Annotated in this window: 13 protein-coding genes; all 13 read left to right on the top strand. The window is 59.3% G+C overall.

Going from position 1 to position 16,376, the window contains the following annotated elements; all coding sequences use genetic code 11:
• The first annotated feature begins 39 nt into the window (after positions 1 to 39).
• The 13 genes from IVB13_RS34905 (at position 40) to ugpC (ending at position 16,367) form a co-directional block, all read left to right on the top strand.
• Positions 40 to 432, top strand: a complete 393-nt coding sequence (locus IVB13_RS34905) for a tautomerase family protein (RefSeq protein WP_247285611.1) — start codon at positions 40 to 42, stop codon at positions 430 to 432.
• A gap of 1,630 nt (positions 433 to 2,062) precedes the next feature.
• Complete coding sequence (locus IVB13_RS34900; protein ID WP_247447168.1) at positions 2,063 to 3,397, top strand: NtaA/DmoA family FMN-dependent monooxygenase; 1,335 nt, start codon at positions 2,063 to 2,065, stop codon at positions 3,395 to 3,397.
• A 47-nt stretch (positions 3,398 to 3,444) separates the two neighbouring features.
• Positions 3,445 to 5,148: an ABC transporter substrate-binding protein gene (locus tag IVB13_RS34895; RefSeq protein WP_247492035.1), complete on the top strand. Its 1,704-nt coding sequence runs from the start codon at positions 3,445 to 3,447 to the stop codon at positions 5,146 to 5,148.
• Entirely contained in the window at positions 5,145 to 6,101 is a 957-nt protein-coding gene (locus tag IVB13_RS34890) for an ABC transporter permease (protein ID WP_247447166.1), read from the top strand. Before IVB13_RS34895 ends, IVB13_RS34890 begins: the two co-directional genes overlap by 4 nt.
• Positions 6,098 to 6,970: an ABC transporter permease gene (locus IVB13_RS34885; RefSeq protein WP_247492033.1), complete on the top strand. Its 873-nt coding sequence runs from the start codon at positions 6,098 to 6,100 to the stop codon at positions 6,968 to 6,970. The genes IVB13_RS34890 and IVB13_RS34885 overlap by 4 nt, the downstream gene beginning before the upstream one ends.
• A 1-nt stretch (position 6,971) precedes the next feature.
• Positions 6,972 to 8,690, top strand: coding sequence for an ABC transporter ATP-binding protein (locus IVB13_RS34880; RefSeq protein WP_247492031.1), 1,719 nt, complete (start codon positions 6,972 to 6,974; stop codon positions 8,688 to 8,690).
• Between the two features lie 766 nt (positions 8,691 to 9,456).
• Entirely contained in the window at positions 9,457 to 10,842 is a 1,386-nt protein-coding gene (locus IVB13_RS34875; RefSeq protein ID WP_247447163.1) for an extracellular solute-binding protein, read from the top strand.
• An 81-nt stretch (positions 10,843 to 10,923) separates the two neighbouring features.
• Complete coding sequence (locus IVB13_RS34870) at positions 10,924 to 11,859, top strand: sugar ABC transporter permease (RefSeq protein ID WP_247285568.1); 936 nt, start codon at positions 10,924 to 10,926, stop codon at positions 11,857 to 11,859.
• A gap of 40 nt (positions 11,860 to 11,899) precedes the next feature.
• Entirely contained in the window at positions 11,900 to 12,730 is an 831-nt protein-coding gene (locus IVB13_RS34865; RefSeq protein WP_247360773.1) for a carbohydrate ABC transporter permease, read from the top strand.
• A complete protein-coding gene (locus IVB13_RS34860; RefSeq protein WP_247492019.1) occupies positions 12,727 to 13,668 on the top strand; it encodes a ribokinase in 942 nt (313 codons plus the stop codon). The genes IVB13_RS34865 and IVB13_RS34860 overlap by 4 nt, the downstream gene beginning before the upstream one ends.
• Positions 13,665 to 14,435 (top strand): SDR family oxidoreductase, encoded by a 771-nt coding sequence (locus IVB13_RS34855; RefSeq protein ID WP_026233437.1) that lies wholly within the window; start codon positions 13,665 to 13,667, stop codon positions 14,433 to 14,435. The genes IVB13_RS34860 and IVB13_RS34855 overlap by 4 nt, the downstream gene beginning before the upstream one ends.
• The gene (locus IVB13_RS34850; RefSeq protein WP_018457746.1) at positions 14,428 to 15,255 is read left to right on the top strand and encodes an HAD-IIA family hydrolase; all 828 of its coding nucleotides are present in this window, start codon (positions 14,428 to 14,430) and stop codon (positions 15,253 to 15,255) included. The genes IVB13_RS34855 and IVB13_RS34850 overlap by 8 nt, the downstream gene beginning before the upstream one ends.
• Entirely contained in the window at positions 15,255 to 16,367 is a 1,113-nt protein-coding gene (ugpC, locus tag IVB13_RS34845) for a sn-glycerol-3-phosphate ABC transporter ATP-binding protein UgpC (RefSeq protein WP_018457745.1), read from the top strand. Before IVB13_RS34850 ends, ugpC begins: the two co-directional genes overlap by 1 nt.
• Positions 16,368 to 16,376: the final 9 nt, after the last annotated feature.

The following is a 16,376-nucleotide window of genomic DNA, read 5'->3' as shown; positions in this document are numbered from 1 at the left end:
GCAGCTTTGTTAGTTGAGCCGGCAGTGAGGAGCATCGCCATGCCATTTTTACGGTTCGATTTGATCGAGGGACGAAGTGATGCGGAGATCCAACGGCTTTTGGATGTCACTCACGAAGTTCTGGTCGAAACGCTCCACGTGCCGCCCCGCGACCGCTATCAGGTGGTGCATCAGCACCCCAAGTCCAGCATCGTCGCGCTTGACACAGGTCTTGATATCAATCGGACCGATAAATTGGTCATGTTGCAGTTGACGAGCCGACCGCGCGACAAGGCGTCCAAATTGGAGTTTTATCGCGTCCTGGCCGAGAGGCTGTCGTCGTCCTGTGGAGTAGCGCCAACTGACCTCATGATAAGCTTCGTGATCAATGCGGACGAAGATTGGTCATTCGGCATGGGACGAGCCCAGTTCGTTACCGGCGAGTTACACTAGGCCTGGAGCAAGTTTCCCGCAGTGTTGATGCAGGGAACCGACCCTGCCCGCCCGCACCGAGCCGAGACGCCTGCCTCGCCCATGAACGGAAACGCGTTGTCCCGTTCGACTGACATAAGCGATTCGGGGCCGGAATTGCCGCTTGGCTGCGGGTTTCCTCCCCCAGAAGGCCAACAAGATTTCTCCTTGCTTTCCCAAACCCAGGTTGGCAAGCGTACAATTCCGCCGCTGAACACCTTCGCGAACTAGGTGCCGCTCTGGCGCAATTCGATTTTGCTCGGGTTCGCACCCCGCAGAAATGTCGGTCTCATTAGCGGTGCTGGAAGCAGCCAATTGCTGCATCGGGGCCATTATGCGCGACCTTGATGGTGCGTCCGCAGCTGGACCGATCATCGAGCTGTCGCGGGATCTGTCGCATTCTATTCAGGATGCACGCGACAGGTTCGCTTCAAGCGGACTTTAAATTCCATTACACGTCAAGAGCTGCTTACGAATGAACAGCAGCGGTGGACCAGTCAGGTCGGTGTCCCAGAAGCGCAGCGCAACCCAGGTGGCTGAGCCGACGGCATCTCCGGCGAAGTCGTCAGCATCCTGCCTCGATCAAGAAGGTCGTGAGCAACGTCGGCAACTATGTGACGTCGGCAGCCCGCGGCGATTGACGAGCAAAGCGCCGCGGCGAACGAGCTATCGACCAGCGCGCAGCGGCGTCGCTGCTGGGTTGGCGGAGCGCCCTATCTCAGCTCCCTATTGATCGCGCCGGTTTCGGGAGACATGCGAGCGCAGGCTTGGTCAGGAGGCACAATTGCTCAAGACGCTTGATCTCGCGCGCCGAAGTCGATCACGTTTCGAGTGCGCGCTTTGACAGTCACACCACAGAGGCACGCGAGGCCACTAAAGCTCATGCTGGCGATGCTCGGGCGGAGAGCGCTGCCCGCGCAACAAGGGTGCCCGGCAAGCCGCGGGGCTATGTCCCTTGCCGATCGGCCCGAGACTTCTTCTACCCTATCGAGGGACACGCGAGGATCCCCATCGCCAACACCGTGCGCGCGCCCCGAACGACGGTGCTCCAAGAGACATACCAGATTTGCAATCACTCGCCTCGGCGTGACTTTGGGATCGCGCTCCGAAACTGCGACAAGCAGGCTGCACGCGCACAAATCCTGCAAGCTCGAAGACAACAAGGCTGTCGTAGAAGAGTATGCCAGCGCGCGGTAGCAGATTGAAATACGCAACTATTGCGTTTGATGTCCCGTCGCTTGATTCTCTCGCGATTGAAGGCCGCCGGTGTCGGCCGTGGAGTTGTCGTGACAGCAGCTTTGGTCATCGCGCGAGTTGCACGCATTGTAAGGCTCACCAGCAGAGGTTCGGGCAGGTACAATACGCGATGTCCCCCGACCACCCGTCGCTCGATCGAATTCGTCAGAGGTCCAGCTGGCTCACGCTTGGGCGAGTGTTCGGGCTCTTTGAGCGCGCGAGTTGCTTCACCTGATCCGCTAATCTCGACCGGCGGCCTCGCCGCGTCCTCGGATGCCGCACGTTCTCTGCGCGGGAGCCCAAGCAGCAGCCAGATAGCGTAGCCGAGCCAACACACCCCTTGAACTGCGCATGCCATCCCGCGCCTGGAGAATTCATGTCTTCTGCAATCCGAACGCTTCATCTTGGGCTTAATCTTCACGGCGCAGGCGGACACGCCGCAGCATGGCGTTGGCCGAGCACCAATCCGAGCGCTTTCTTTGACATCGAGCATTATCTTCGGGCAGCAAAGGTGGCCGAGCGCGGCTTGCTCGACGCGGTGTTTCTTGCAGATACCCCGGCAATATCTTGGGATATTACCCGCCGACCGCCACTCAACGGGCTTGAACCTACGCTTGTTCTCACGGTAATCGCACGTGAGACGAAACACATCGGACTGATTGCAACCGCATCGACGACGTACAATGAGCCGTACAACCTGGCGCGTCGTTTCCAATCACTTGATGTCATTAGCGGCGGCCGCGTCGCCTGGAATGCAGTCACCACCTCCAGCCCCGCGACGGTCGGCAATTTCGGTGGGCGCGAGCTCGGTCGCGAGGAGCGCTACAAGCGCGCCGAAGACTTCGTCGAAACCGTCCGAGGGCTATGGCTGAGCTGGGGAGATGGAACAATCGTCGGGGATCAGACCTCTGGAATCTACGCCAATCCCCAGTTTCGACTGCTCGACCCCAACACCAATATCTTTAGCGTCCGCGGTCCGCTCACGCACCCCGGTTCGCCACAAGTGCACCCGATCATCGTTCAAGCGGGAGGCTCGGACGACGGATTGCGGCTCGCTGCGCGCAGCGCCGATCTGGTGTTCGCTGCTGCGGGCGACCTGGAGACAGCGCTGCGCGAGGCCGGACGCCTGCGTGCGCTGTCGCATCAACTCGGCCGGCGGACGGCGCCGATCATACTGCCGGGCCTGGTCACCTTCGTTGCCGGCACGGAAGAGGAGGCGTATCGCCGCAAGAGAGCGATCGACGAATTACTCGATCTGCCCGGCGCGCTTGCCGCTTTGGCGCGAGGCATCAATGTGGCGCCCGAAAAGCTCAGCCTTGACAAACCCATTCCGGAGGAACTGCTACCCGATCCGAATGATGTCCCATTTTCGGTCGGTCATCACCGCACCATCGAAAGCTTGGCACGCCAAGGCCGGACAGTTAGGGAGATCATAAGCAGCGTTCAGGGTTTCGGCCATCGCGTGATCGCGGGCGCACCGGAACAGATCGCCGATTCGATCGAGGCATGGTACCGCGCCGGCGCAGTTGATGGCTTCAACATCATCCCAGATGTGTTGGAGGATGGTGCGCCCGCCTTCATCGATCATGTCGTTCCAATACTGCAGCGCCGCGGACTGTTTCGCACCGAGTATCGGGAAGAAACCTTGCGTGACCGTTTCGGCCTTGCGCTCCCAGGGGGCGTTCCGTCGCAAGAGCGGGCGACGGCCTGATCGCCCGTCTGCCTCGCGGTTTCACTATCAATAGCTTGGAGTTCGATATGTCTCTGTCCGACACACAATCATCTGCGTTTCTCGCGGGCCAGCCACACGCTTACAGAAAGCAAAAGGCAGCAGCCATTGCAATCGCGCTCTCCACGCTGTCCCAGATCGCCTATGCGCCCAGCACTTTTGCTCAGGACGGTTCGAGCGATAGTACGAGGCGCGGTGGCATTATTCGATATGGCCACTTTCAGGAGCCGCCTTGCTTGTTCGGAGGATGGGTCCAGCAATGGTATCTACAGCGGCAATATAGCGACAATCTAGTCGCCCGGACCAAGGACGGGGAGATTGTGCCATGGCTGGCCACATCATGGACCATCTCCGACGACAAGAAAGTGTACACGTTTGAGATCAAGCCGAACGTGAAATTCACCGACGGGACACCGCTCGATGCACAGGCAGTTGCCGACAACATCAATGGCTGGCTCAGCACCAATCCGGACCTCCGCAATCCGACGGCCGCTCCTTACCTCAGCGACAACTTTGAATCGGCAGCGGCAATCGCGCCCGCGACACTTCGACTAACGCTAAAGGCGCCGTTCCAGCCGTTGCTCAATGTTCTGGCCCAGTCGTCCCAGGGCATTCTGTCGCCAACGGCGCTCAAGCGTGGACTTGCGGTGAACTGCGAGAACCCGGTCGGATCGGGTCCATTCATCGTCCAGAAGTGGAATCGGGGAAAAGAGGTTATATTCCGCCGCAATCCCGACTACAACTCCGCGCCGGCAACAGCCAAGCACCAGGGACCGGCTTACGTTGACGGGATCCAGTGGAAGTTCTTCCCCGATCAGACCGTTCGGTATGGCTCTCTGCTAACCGGGGAATCTGATGCAGCTTACGACGTTCCAGCCGTCGCTTGGAAAGATGCCAACTCGCGCTTCACTGTCTTGCGGCACATTACGGGTGGCACGCCCCTGCGCTTGGCGTTGTATACGGCTCGCTCGCCTTTTGACGATCTGCTCGTTCGCCAGGCGTTTGCCTATGCCGCCGACCGAAAAGCCGCGGTCGAGTCCTCGTTCCTGGGCTCCTTGCCGTTTGAAGGCAATGGCGCGCTAAGCCAAAGCTCGCCCGAATATATCAGCGAGCTTGCCCCGTCATACACGTATGACGTCGGCAGAGCCAATCAGCTCCTGGATCAGGCAGGTTGGACCGAGCGTGACAGCAGGGGCGTTCGCCTCAAGCATGGCAAGCCGCTCGTCGTACGCATCTCCTATTCGAGTTCGTTCTTGAAGCCCGACGGTGAGCAGGCCGTGCAGGTGATCCAACAGCAGGCAAAGGCTGCCGGCTTCGACGTGCGGCTTCAGCCAACGAACCAGGCCGATTTCTTCGCCGGGAAAAATCTCGGTCCGAACGATTACGAGGTCGTCCTTCTCTACTGGGTTGCTCCCGGCGCTGAAATCTTCCGCATCTCCTGGAAGCCTGACCTTAATGGTGAGCTCAATCGCTTCAATCCCTCACGCTACCAGGACCGGGCACTGTGGGACATTATTCAGAAGGCCGAAAAGCACTTCGACAATGCTGAGCGAAGCGCGCTCTATCAGGAAGCAGAGCGCAAGATCGTCGCTGACGCTCCTGTCGTGGGGTTCGCAGTCCTTGACGTCACTCTAGCTGTGCAAGCACATCTAAAGGACATTTGGCTCGACCGCGGCTCCGTCGGCGAGCCGGTCTTTTATGATAGCTATTTCGACAAGAAATCCGCCCCGTGAAAGTCGCAGCCCGCAGACAGGCCGTGTGGTTCGCACATCGCATCCTGTCCGCCGCAGCGACCGTATGGGCTGCGGCAACATTCACCTTCCTTGTCCAATGTCTGCTGCCAGGTGACCGCGCCCAGATCATCCTCAACGTCGTCAGCGGCAATGTAGGGGCGGCCCCTCGACAAGAGCTTGCGGCAATCAACGCAAAATATGGCTTCGACCAGCCGATTTTCTTGCAATACGCAAAATACATCTCCGGGATTTTGCAGGGGGACCTTGGCCAATCCTACCACCAGCATCGGCCAGTGGCAGCCATCATTGCCGAACAGATTGGGCCAACCGTCCTCCTTGCGGTCGCCGCGCTCGTAACCGCGTGGGTGATCACTATTCTGACCACAGTTTTTGCAGCCGGGAGAGATAATTTCTGGGCGAAGCTGCTGGGCGGGATGCAGGTTCTGTTGGCGACCGTGCCGCCTTACTGGCTAGCTACCATCCTGCTCGTCGTCTTTGCCGTACAGCTTCGCATCTTCCCTGTGGTGGGAGGCAATTCGGCGATCGGCCTCATTCTTCCAACCCTGGCGCTGGCGTTGGAACTGTCAGGGCTCTTCGGGCAAGTCGTTACGAGTGAGTTCACGCGTTTGCTCGAGTTGCCCTTTGTAACTTCGGCGCGAACGCGAGGCATGGGCGATCTCGGCGTGCGGTTTCGTCATGTCCTGCGCCATGCAGCTTTGCCAGCAATCACCTTGTCAGGCTGGGCGTTCGGTAAGCTTCTGTCCGGTGCCGTTTTAATTGAGGCCGTCTTTGCCCGACAGGGACTTGGCGGCGTCCTGGTCGCCGCTACATCCACGCGCGACGTTCCCGTCGTCTCCGGCGTCATTCTGGTCTCCGCTGGCCTGTTTGTCATTGTCAGCGTGACCGTCGATTTCGCCTACAGTATCGTTGACCCAAGGATCAAATTGGCATGACTTGCTCTGCCGCGCTACCAGACGTCCTCAAATCTCACTATTGGAAGGAAGCACTTTCAACGGCACAGGCAATTCCTTTGCGGGTTTGCTTGGCCATAACCATCGTTGCGTTCTTCTTAACAGCGGCGGCCGCGCCCTGGCTGCTACAGACCCATGATCCGCTGGCGATTGACCTGACGTCCTCACTACAGGCACCGTCGCCCAGCCACTGGCTGGGGACTGATCAGTCCGGTCGCGATTTATACTCCCGCATTGTTGAAGGGGCAGGGCAGTCCCTGACCATCGGTCTTGGCGCGACCGCGTTGAGCGTGTCAATTGCACTCGTTCTGGGGTTCGCCGCCGGTCTTTGCGGCGGAGTCATCGATCATGTTCTCAGCCGTTTGCTCGACGCACTTTTCGCGCTACCGGTGCTTTTCCTTGCGCTTCTGTTCGTGGCCGTTTTCGGCACGACTGTGCTGACGTTGGTCATCGCGGTCGGGATCGGAACGGCCCCGGGTTATGCCCGGATGATCAGGGGGCAGGTCCTGTCTGTTAAAGGCGCAGGATATGTGGAGGCAGCCAAGGCGCTTGGACACCCTTATTGGCGTATCGTGCGAAGGCACATCCTCCCGAATGCCATGAACCCGTTGACCGCGATGATCACGCTTGGCGTCGGCCAGGCCATCATCTGGGCATCGGGCGTTGCGTTTCTGGGACTCGGTGTTCCCCCTCCAGCCCCTGAATGGGGGGCGCTCCTGAATGCTGGCCGCAACTACGTGATCTATGCGTGGTGGCTCGAGATCATGCCGGGTCTGGCAGTGGTGATCTTTGCTCTCAGCGTGACGGTGATCGGACGTTATCTGCAGAACCGCCTCGAAGGAAAGGGCTGACATGTTGCATGTTCTTCCTCCCCAGCCTCCTCAGCCAAGTCTTCTCAACGTAGATTCGCTGCGCGTGTCATTCGGACGCGACAATCCAAACGGCACGGCCGTGCGTGGCGTGTCGTTCTCGCTTCGACCGGGGCGTTGCCTCGCGATCGTCGGCGAATCCGGCTCGGGCAAGAGCGTAACCGCGCGCGCTCTCGTCGGGCTTGCGGGCCATGGCGCACATGTTCATGCGCACGAGATGAACTTCACAGGGACAGACCTGACTGACCTCAATGAACGTTCATGGCGGCTCATCCGGGGCAAGAAGATCGGCTTCGTGCTGCAGGACGCCCTTCTCTCGCTCGATCCACTCCGTCAGGTCGGCAGAGAAATCGGCGAGGGCCTCCTTCTCCATCGTGCTGTCCACTCCCGTGAGGAACTCAAACGCCGCGTGGTTGAGCTGCTCGAACTCGTTGGGGTTCCTGAGCCTGAGATCAAAGCCCGGCAGCTGCCGCATCAATTGTCCGGTGGCCAACGCCAGCGAGCCCTCATTGCGTCGGCGCTCGCACTCGATCCAGACCTCTTGATCGCCGATGAACCAACCACCGCGCTCGACGTGACCGTGCAGGCGCAGGTGCTGGCGCTGCTGGAGGAAACCAAGGCACGGGGCAAGGCTCTGATCCTGATCAGCCATGACCTGGCGGTGGTCTCGCGCATGGCGGATGATGTTCTGGTCATGCGCGAAGGCGAGGTCGTCGAGCGTGGACCAGCTGCGCAGATCTTCGGCGACCCGCAACACGATTACACCTCGCAGCTCCTGAACGCGGTACCCTCGGGACGTCCCCGCGGCTCCCGTTTGTCGTCCACGGCGATTGCACGGCTACCCAAGTCTCTGAGCCCGCTGCAACAACAACACTCGCCTAAATCCACTGCAATCATCCTCAGTGCGACCAAGCTTGTGAAGCGATTCAACGGCCCTGATGGCGTCCCGCGGACGGTGGTTGACGGTGTGTCCTTCGAGCTTCGGTCAGGCGAAACACTGGGCCTTGTGGGGGAATCAGGATCAGGTAAATCCACCACAGCCCGCCTGGCGATGGCTCTGGATACTCCCGACGAGGGAGCCGTTCTGTTCCAGGGAGAGGCGTGGAGCGAAATCGCCGAACGCAAGCGTAGGGCGCGACGCCGCTCGATCTCCGTGATCTATCAAGATCCGCTCAGCTCCTTTGATCCACGCTGGACCGTCGGCCGCATCATAGCTGACAGCCTCCTTGATTTGAACACCGGGTCGGAGCGTCGCCTGCGCATTATTGAGCTGCTCGAGTCGGTGGGCCTATCGCCAGCATTCCTGGATCGCCGGCCACTGGAGCTCTCGGGCGGCCAGCGCCAACGCGTCGCGATCGCGCGTGCGATCGCGCCAAAGCCAGCCGTGATCGTCTGCGATGAACCGGTTTCCGCTCTGGATGTCTCGATCCAGGCGCAGGTGCTCGATCTGCTCGGGGATCTCAAGGCGCAGCTCGGTATGAGCTATCTCTTCATCTCGCACGATCTCGGCGTGATTCGCCATCTCAGCGACCGGGTCATGGTCATGCGCCATGGACGCGTCGTCGAGAGTGGCGATACGGATGAGGTTTTCCTCAATCCACGGGCCGACTATACCAAGCGTCTGATTGCTGCGGTACCTCGCCTCGTCCGACCAGTCGCAACCGATCGCTCCTCGAGCCTCGTCAGCGGAGAGGTCGCATGAATGCGCCAGTACTTTCGGTTAGGTTTAGCGTGGATTGGGGACCAATAGACTGCCCACCGAGACCGATGTCCCGCCAATCCCATCGGGGCTGCTGATACCTCTTGCCCGCAAACAGATCGGAGGATCCGTCTCAACCAATAGACGAGAACCCTCCCGATGTGGTTGAGCCGGCTCATTGAAGGCGAGTATGCGGGCGGTCCAAGCCGCACAAGCTTCTCTAGAGTCTATGTTGCTTGCTGATTGCCATGCACGACGATCTGTCCGGGCATCGCACGACTTCTCCACCTGTGACGGGATGGAGTAGGTGCAGACTCATTTGAACGCTTTCTCCTGACACGATTGCCGTGCAGGGCGGCGACCGCTTCAACGCGGATATTGCTGCGCCCATACCACTTGGCTGCACTAACGCCCATCATATCGCCGCTTGGATCGCGCTCCAGAAGCCGTATATCGTATACGGCAACGGAGCACCGATCGCGATGCTCGCCCTGTGCGCCTTAGTGCTGTTCGTCTCGAACTGGGGTATAAACGCAGCCATCACAGCGCTCGCCAGGCTGTGGCGTCAACCGGGGCCCATTCCAAACTCCGCTTCTTCCAATTGATACTTTCCCAATCGCCCGACTTTTTGACTTACCCAACCTTACCCAATCCGAGCCTCAAAGGCCGCCTTCGTTGGATGCGCGAAGATTAGCCTCGGCAACGCCGCGGCCGCTTGAAGAGGAGGGGGCGCGTGGTTTGCGGGCCAAAGAGCCCATCGGAGGGAATCATGCCAAGGACGCTCGCCGCTTTGCGCGGCCATACGGCTAGTTTTGCAAAAAAAGCTCTCATCTGCTCCACACTTTTGGCCGGAACGGCCATGGCGTTTTCCCAAGCTAAGGCGGACGACATCAACTGGCGCCAGTTCGAAGGCACGTCGATCGTCTGGGCCTACGACATTCATCCGTATGCCGACGCGGTCGCGGCCCAGTTGCCGGAATTCGAGAAACTCACCGGCATAAAGGTGACGCCCGAACTCTATCCCGACGATGCCTATTGGAATAAGCTGACCATCCAGCTCAGTACAAAATCCCGCAGCTGGGACGTGGTGGGCACGGGCATTCAACCGGCCTGGGATCTCGCACCGGGCCAGTTGCTCGAGCCGCTCGATCAGTATCTGAACGACGCTAAGCTCACGGCCGCGGGCTACGACTACAAGGATTTCTTCCCTGCATTGCGGGATGCGCTGACCTGGAAAGTCAAGGAAGGCCAAATCGAGCCGGGAAGCGGGCAGGTGTGGGCGATCCCGCATGGCTTTGAGAACATCCAGCTGTTCTACCGTAAGGACATACTTGCCAAATACGGCATCGGGGTCCCAACGACTCCGCCAGAGATGTCCGCCGCCTGCGATAAGCTGAAGGCTGCGGATCCCGCCATCACCCCTTTGGGCGTGCGCGGCGTGCGCTTTTGGAGCAGCATCCACACAGCTGCCATCTCGATTGCCAGGTCCTATGGCGTGCATGATTTCGTCGTCCAGGACGGCAAGTTGGAGACAGGGCTGGATTCGGCCGAGTCGATCGCCTTCCACAAAGACTATGTGGACATGATCAAGAAATGCGCGGCGCCGTCCTTTGCCAATGACAACTGGTACCAGGTCGTTGATGGCATCAATTCCGGACGCACCGCGATGGCGATTGATTCTAATATGTTCGGGTTTTGGAACGACGTGGCTGGCAAGCCCGCGTCCGGCAAAATCGCGTTCGCACCCCCATTGCACGCTCCGACTAGCAAGAACTTCGAGTCGAATATCTGGATCTGGTCGCTTGCGATGAACGCTGCGTCCCAGAAAAAAGGAGCCGCCTGGCTGTTCATCCAATGGGCGACATCGAAGCAAGTCGAGCTGAACGGCGCCATCGCCGGCAAGCTCGTCAACTCTCCGCGCGCCTCGACCTGGAGCGACAAGGCCTGGCTCGACTATGCGGCAAAGCCAGAGTTCAACAATTTCGTAGACACGTTTAAAACCGTGCAGGAACGGGCGCAACTCGCCTTCACAGCCCGCGTTGGCTTTGCCGAAGCAATGAACGCATGGGCCGTAGCCATGCAGAAAATGGTCAACGGAGCCGACGTGAAGGCGACGCTGGCCGCCCTTGCCTCGGAAATCCGTTCGTCAATGTGAAACAAACGGGGCGGCGAGCTCATCGCCGCCCCATGCATTTTAGAGATAGCTGAGATGGACCTTCGAGGATCCGACGGGCTCGTGACGCTGCAGTCTTCAGCCAGCCCACTTGTTGCGTCAAACGATAAGGCGGTCGCGCGCGCCGAGCAGTCGCATCTTGACTGGTGGAGCATCGCAGCCATAGCGCCAGCGATCACGATATTGCTCGGCTTTCTTTTTCTGTTCTTCTATGGCGTCTTTCAGTCGCTGACGGATCTCAAGTTCGGTCGGCCGCTGGTCCACTTCGTCGGCCTCAACAACTATGCAGCGCTGATCAAGTCGGATGATTTCTGGAACAGCATTCGGGCCACTCTTGTCTACGCCGGATCGGCGGTGGTTGCGGAGGCTGCCTTCGGTCTCGCACTTGCAAAATTGTTCGCGACCGAAGTCATCGTTGCACGGCTGATGCGGCCGGTCATCCTCTTGCCCCTCGTGCTGCCTCCGATGAGCGTAGCGCTCATGTGGACGACGATGATGGACCCGCAAAGCGGGATCCTTAACTATCTGCTCTCGCTTGCAGGAATCGCCCGTTTTGCATGGATTTCAGATCCCAACACCGCAATGTTCTCGCTCGTCCTGATTGACGTCTGGACCTACACGCCATTCTTTGCGCTGATCATTTTCGCAGGCCTTCAGGGTATCAATGAAGAAGTGAGGGAGGCCGCGCGTGTCAATGGCGCAAAGGGGTGGGCAACCTTTGTGCATATCGAGTTGCCGCTGATCGCTCCCTACATTCTGATCGCCGCGGTGTTTCGGCTGATCGAATCGCTCAATCAGTTCGACATCATTTTTGGCACTACGCAAGGCGGGCCTGGAGATAGCACCTCCGTTCTTTCCGTGCGCGCCTACATTATCGCATTCCAGAATCTCGCCTTCGGGCGTGGTGCAGCCCTCATGGTCGTCAACTGGATGATCGTGCTGGTGGGAACGTTCGCCATGGTCAAGCTGTGGCGCGTCGTGCGGCAGCGCGTCAGCTGAGGGCCAACGTATGCGACTGAAACGCGCCGCCTCCGTCAATTTGATCCTGAACCTGCTCGTCGGCATTTGCGCATTGATCCTCGCCTTCCCGCTTGTCTGGATCGTGATGATGTCGCTCAAGCAGCAGGCAGAGGTCATGACCTGGCCGCCGACCTTCTTGTTCTCGCCGACATTGGAAAACTTTCGCGTCTTGTTTGACGTCGCCCAAGCCGGAGCAACCAGCTACGGCACTATCAAGATCGATTTCCTGACCCCGATCACGAACAGCGTCGTCATAGCGCTTGGCTCTGTCTTCGTGTCCCTGCTCGTGGGGGTCCCTGCCGGCTACGTGCTGGCAAGGCGGGACATTCCCCTCAAAGAAGACATTGCCTTCTTCATTCTGGGCTTCCGCTTTGCCCCGGTCCTACTGGTCGTCATCCCCCTGTTCAGCGTTTTCCAGACGATTGGCCTGTATGACACCTATATCGGCATGATCTGGGTCTACCAGGTCGTCACACTGCCGATGATCGTTTGGCTGAGCCGCTCCTATATCGAAGATATCCCAAAGGACATCGAAGAGGCGGCTGCCATGGATGGCGCCAAGCCGGTCAGGGTCGTGTTGCACATCGTGCTGCCGCTTTTGAAGCCCGGTCTGATAGGGGCCTCTCTGCTCATCTTCCTGCTCGCGTGGCACAATTTTGCCCTCGGCCTGATCCTCTCTTCGACCAAGGCGCCGGTAACCGTCGCTCTGCTCAAGCTGCTAAACCCGGGCGTGCAATTCTATCCCGTCATGGCGGCAGGATTGGTCGTGACGATGATCATTCCCGTGATCCTGATCGTCATCGGCCAGCGCCACCTGGAGCGTGGCCTTACCTTTGGTGCTGTAAAATGAGTGCCAGGCCGTTGATGTTCTTCGGAACGACAAACCTCGATCTCTGCTTCAATGTCGAGCGGCTGCCAACGCCAGGTGAAAGCCTGATGGGAACGCTGACCCGTCACCCTGGAGGGAAAGGCGCCAATCAGGCTGTGGCCGCGGCTCGGCTTGGCTTGAGACCGCACTTTTACACGCGCCTTGGCGATGATGATGCGGGTCATTGGCTCCTGCAGTCCCTGACAGAGGCCGGCGTTTGCGCCGACGCGATCAAAATCGCGCCGGGCGAAGTCTCCGGCTCCGCTCTGGTCATGGTCGGTGACGACGGCACTAACATGATTGTCATAGATCCGGGCGCCAACCTAAACGTCACGCCGCAGATGATTGAGAACGCCGCGGAATTCATTCAGCACAATGCGATCGTGGTCGCCGAAATGGGTATGCCGGTCGGAGCGCTCAACAGGCTCTTCGAGCTGAAGCGGGAAAAGGGCTTCGAGCTGATCTTCAATCCGGCGCCAGTGAGGTCCGGGCTTCCGTCGACAGCGTGGAGCTGTGTCGATTTCGTCACACCGAACCAGACAGAGGCTTTTGAGCTGACAGGTATCGAGGTCGACGACTTTGAAGGTGCCGCCCACGCTGCGTCCAAGCTTCTTGATCTCGGGCCAGGTGCCGCGCTGATCACCCTCGGGGCACAGGGCGCCTATTATGCTGATAAGACCCGCTCTTTTGCCCTGCGAGCCTTTCCCGTGAGAGCGGTCGATACTACCGCCGCAGGCGATGCCTTCAACGGAGCATTCGCCGCATCACTGGCCGAACGGCTGCCCTTGAGAGAAGCAGTTAGGAAAGCGCTGGCGGTAGCCGCGCTCTGTGTGACTAGACGCGGCGCGCAAAGCTCCATGCCGAGCGCCGAGACCGTTGACGAGTTTCTGAAATCCCAAACGATCCTGGAGTTGGAATGACCGAACAGTTCTCAGTTTCAAACAGAACGGTGCTCGTGACCGGTGCCGGGGGCGGCATCGGGTCTGCCATCGTGAATGCGTTTCGATCTGGTGGAGCGAATGTCCTTGCCACCGATGCCAACCTGGAAACTCTCAGGAGCACTCTGGCAAGCCTGCCCCATGGCAACGGCGTACTACCGATGGCGATGGATGTCGCAAGCGAGGACGATGTTAACAGGGTTCTGGACGCGGTCGCCAAGCACTTTGGCCGGCTCGATGTGCTGGTTAACAATGCGGGCGTCAAATCTGCCCAACCGCTCCTGAATGGCGATGCGGACAAAATCGAGCGGACCATCCAGATCAACTCGGTCGCGGTCCTGCGCTGCTCAAAGCTCGCGATCGAGCGCTTCATGAAGGACAAAGGGGGCCGGATCGTCAATATCGGATCCTCGCTATCGTCCCAAGGTGCAGTCTTTAACTACCAGGCGGGCGGCGCCGACTATTGTTTGTCGAAAGCAATTGTTCACGACCTCACCAAGCTGCTCGCCTATGAATGTGCCCCACACAAGATCAATGTGAATGCCATTGCGCCCGGGATCATCGATACACCGATGCATGGGCGCCCGCGCGAGGAAACCGAGGCACGTCACGGGGGCCGTATCCCGCTCGGACGGGTCGGCGTGCCGGAGGATATCGCAGGTCTTGCTGTTTTTCTTGCAAGTCCTGCAGCTTCCTACATGACCGGGCAGATCGTACACGTGAATGGCGGGATGCTGATGAATGGCTAGTGTCGCTTCTCCCCCCATTTGGCCGCCAGTGGACGGTATCATTTCGGATCTCGACGGCGTCGTCTACCGCGGCAACGCGGCTATCGTCGATTCCGTGGAGGCATTTGGACGGTGGCAGGCGGCCGGATTGCCCATCTGCTTCGTGACGAACAACTCGACGCACACGCCAGCGGATGTCGTCAGCAAACTGGCAGGCCTTGGGCTTGTTATTGCGCCGAAGGACGTGGTCACCAGCGCCATCACCGCCGCCGAGCTCATCCGCGCTACATACCCGGAGTTTGGGCGTATATTCGTCATCGGCGCGCCATCCCTTACGAAAGCCATGACAGAGGCGGGGCTCGAGGTGACGGATCGAAAGCCCGACGCCGTGGTCATGGGGCTCGATCGACAAATTACGCATGAGAAGCTGCGGATTGCGGTCGACGCGATCCTAAATGGAGCAGCCTTCATTGGCACCAACCCCGACCTCCTGTTGCCGACGGCAGGTGGGTTCGAGCCCGGGGCAGGAGCTACGATCGCGGCCGTGGCTGCTGCCACGAAAGTGGAGCCTTTGATCGTTGGTAAGCCGGAGCCGCATATGATCGAGACTGCACTTTCCCGCCTGGGCACGGTACGCAGCGCCACCTTGATGATCGGAGACCAGATTCAAACTGATATTCAGGCTGGCAAGAGAGCAGGGCTTCCGACCGTGCTGGTCACGACCGGCGTGCCGCCCCGAGATGATCCCTCACTGGTATCGCCCGATTTCATCGTGTCCAGCCTGTCTGAGGTTGGGATAGCCCGAGCCACCATTGGAAGCCAGCGACCGAGGAGAGCGTGATGGCCGATGTTCGCCTGGAAGGTATCAATAAGGCCTATGGGACGATCCAAATCCTGCGGAATGTCGACCTGATCATTGAACATGGCGAATTCGTCGTGTTCGTTGGACCATCGGGTTCCGGCAAGTCGACGCTGCTCCGAATGATCGGAGGGCTCGAGCGTATCAGCGGCGGGCGGCTCTTGATCGACAATGAAGTCGTCAATGACGTTGATGCCGCCGACCGAAACATCGGCATGGTGTTTCAGAGCTACGCACTCTATCCGCACATGACCGTGCGCGAGAACCTTGCCTTCCCCCTGCGTATGGCCAAAGTTCCGAAGGCCGGGATTGAGGCCAGGGTCACCGAGACTGCATCACTCTTGCAGATCGATCATCTGCTGGAACGTAAGCCTCGGCAACTTTCAGGCGGACAAAGGCAACGCGTAGCTATTGGGCGTGCCATTGTACGCGAACCCAAAGTGTTCCTGTTCGACGAGCCGCTGTCGAATCTGGATACTGAGTTGCGGGTGCAGATGCGGGTGCAGATTGCCAAGTTACACAAGCAGCTTGGCAACACCATGATCTACGTGACCCACGATCAGGTTGAGGCAATGACAATGGCCGACAAGATCGTCGTACTCAAGGACGGCAATATCGAGCAAGTGGGCAGTCCGCACGACCTCTATCACAATCCGGCATCTCGCTTTGTCGCCGGGTTCATCGGATCGCCTAAGATGAATTTTCTCAGCGGCCACATCGAATCAGCGCACGCGACGGGCATGGGCGTCAAGCTCGATGCAGGCGCGACAATCCTCGTTCCCGTCCAGCCGAACCAATCGCTTGTCGGCAAGCCGATCACGGTCGGAATTCGCCCCGATGATTTCTCTCCATCCGCGGCGGAGAAGACCGATATTGGGATCGAGATCGACGTCGATTTCGTCGAGCATCTTGGCAGCGTCACCTACATCTACGGCAATGCTGGCAGAGAATCGATGGTTGCCAAGGCACCGAACGCGGCGGCGCCCAGTAGGTCGGGCAAGGTCCGTCTTGCGGCTTCGCCGGCGGACTGCCACCTCTTCATGATGAACGGAAATGCGCTGCGACGGTTGCATGCGCCGGCAAATTGGAGCTAGCCTTCCGAC

It is taken from the genome of Bradyrhizobium sp. 17 (assembly GCF_023073515.1).
Taxonomy (GTDB): Bacteria; Pseudomonadota; Alphaproteobacteria; order Rhizobiales; family Xanthobacteraceae; genus Bradyrhizobium; species Bradyrhizobium canariense_D.
The sequence above is the reverse complement of the archived record's forward strand: the minus strand, read 5'-3'. Positions and strand labels throughout refer to the sequence as shown.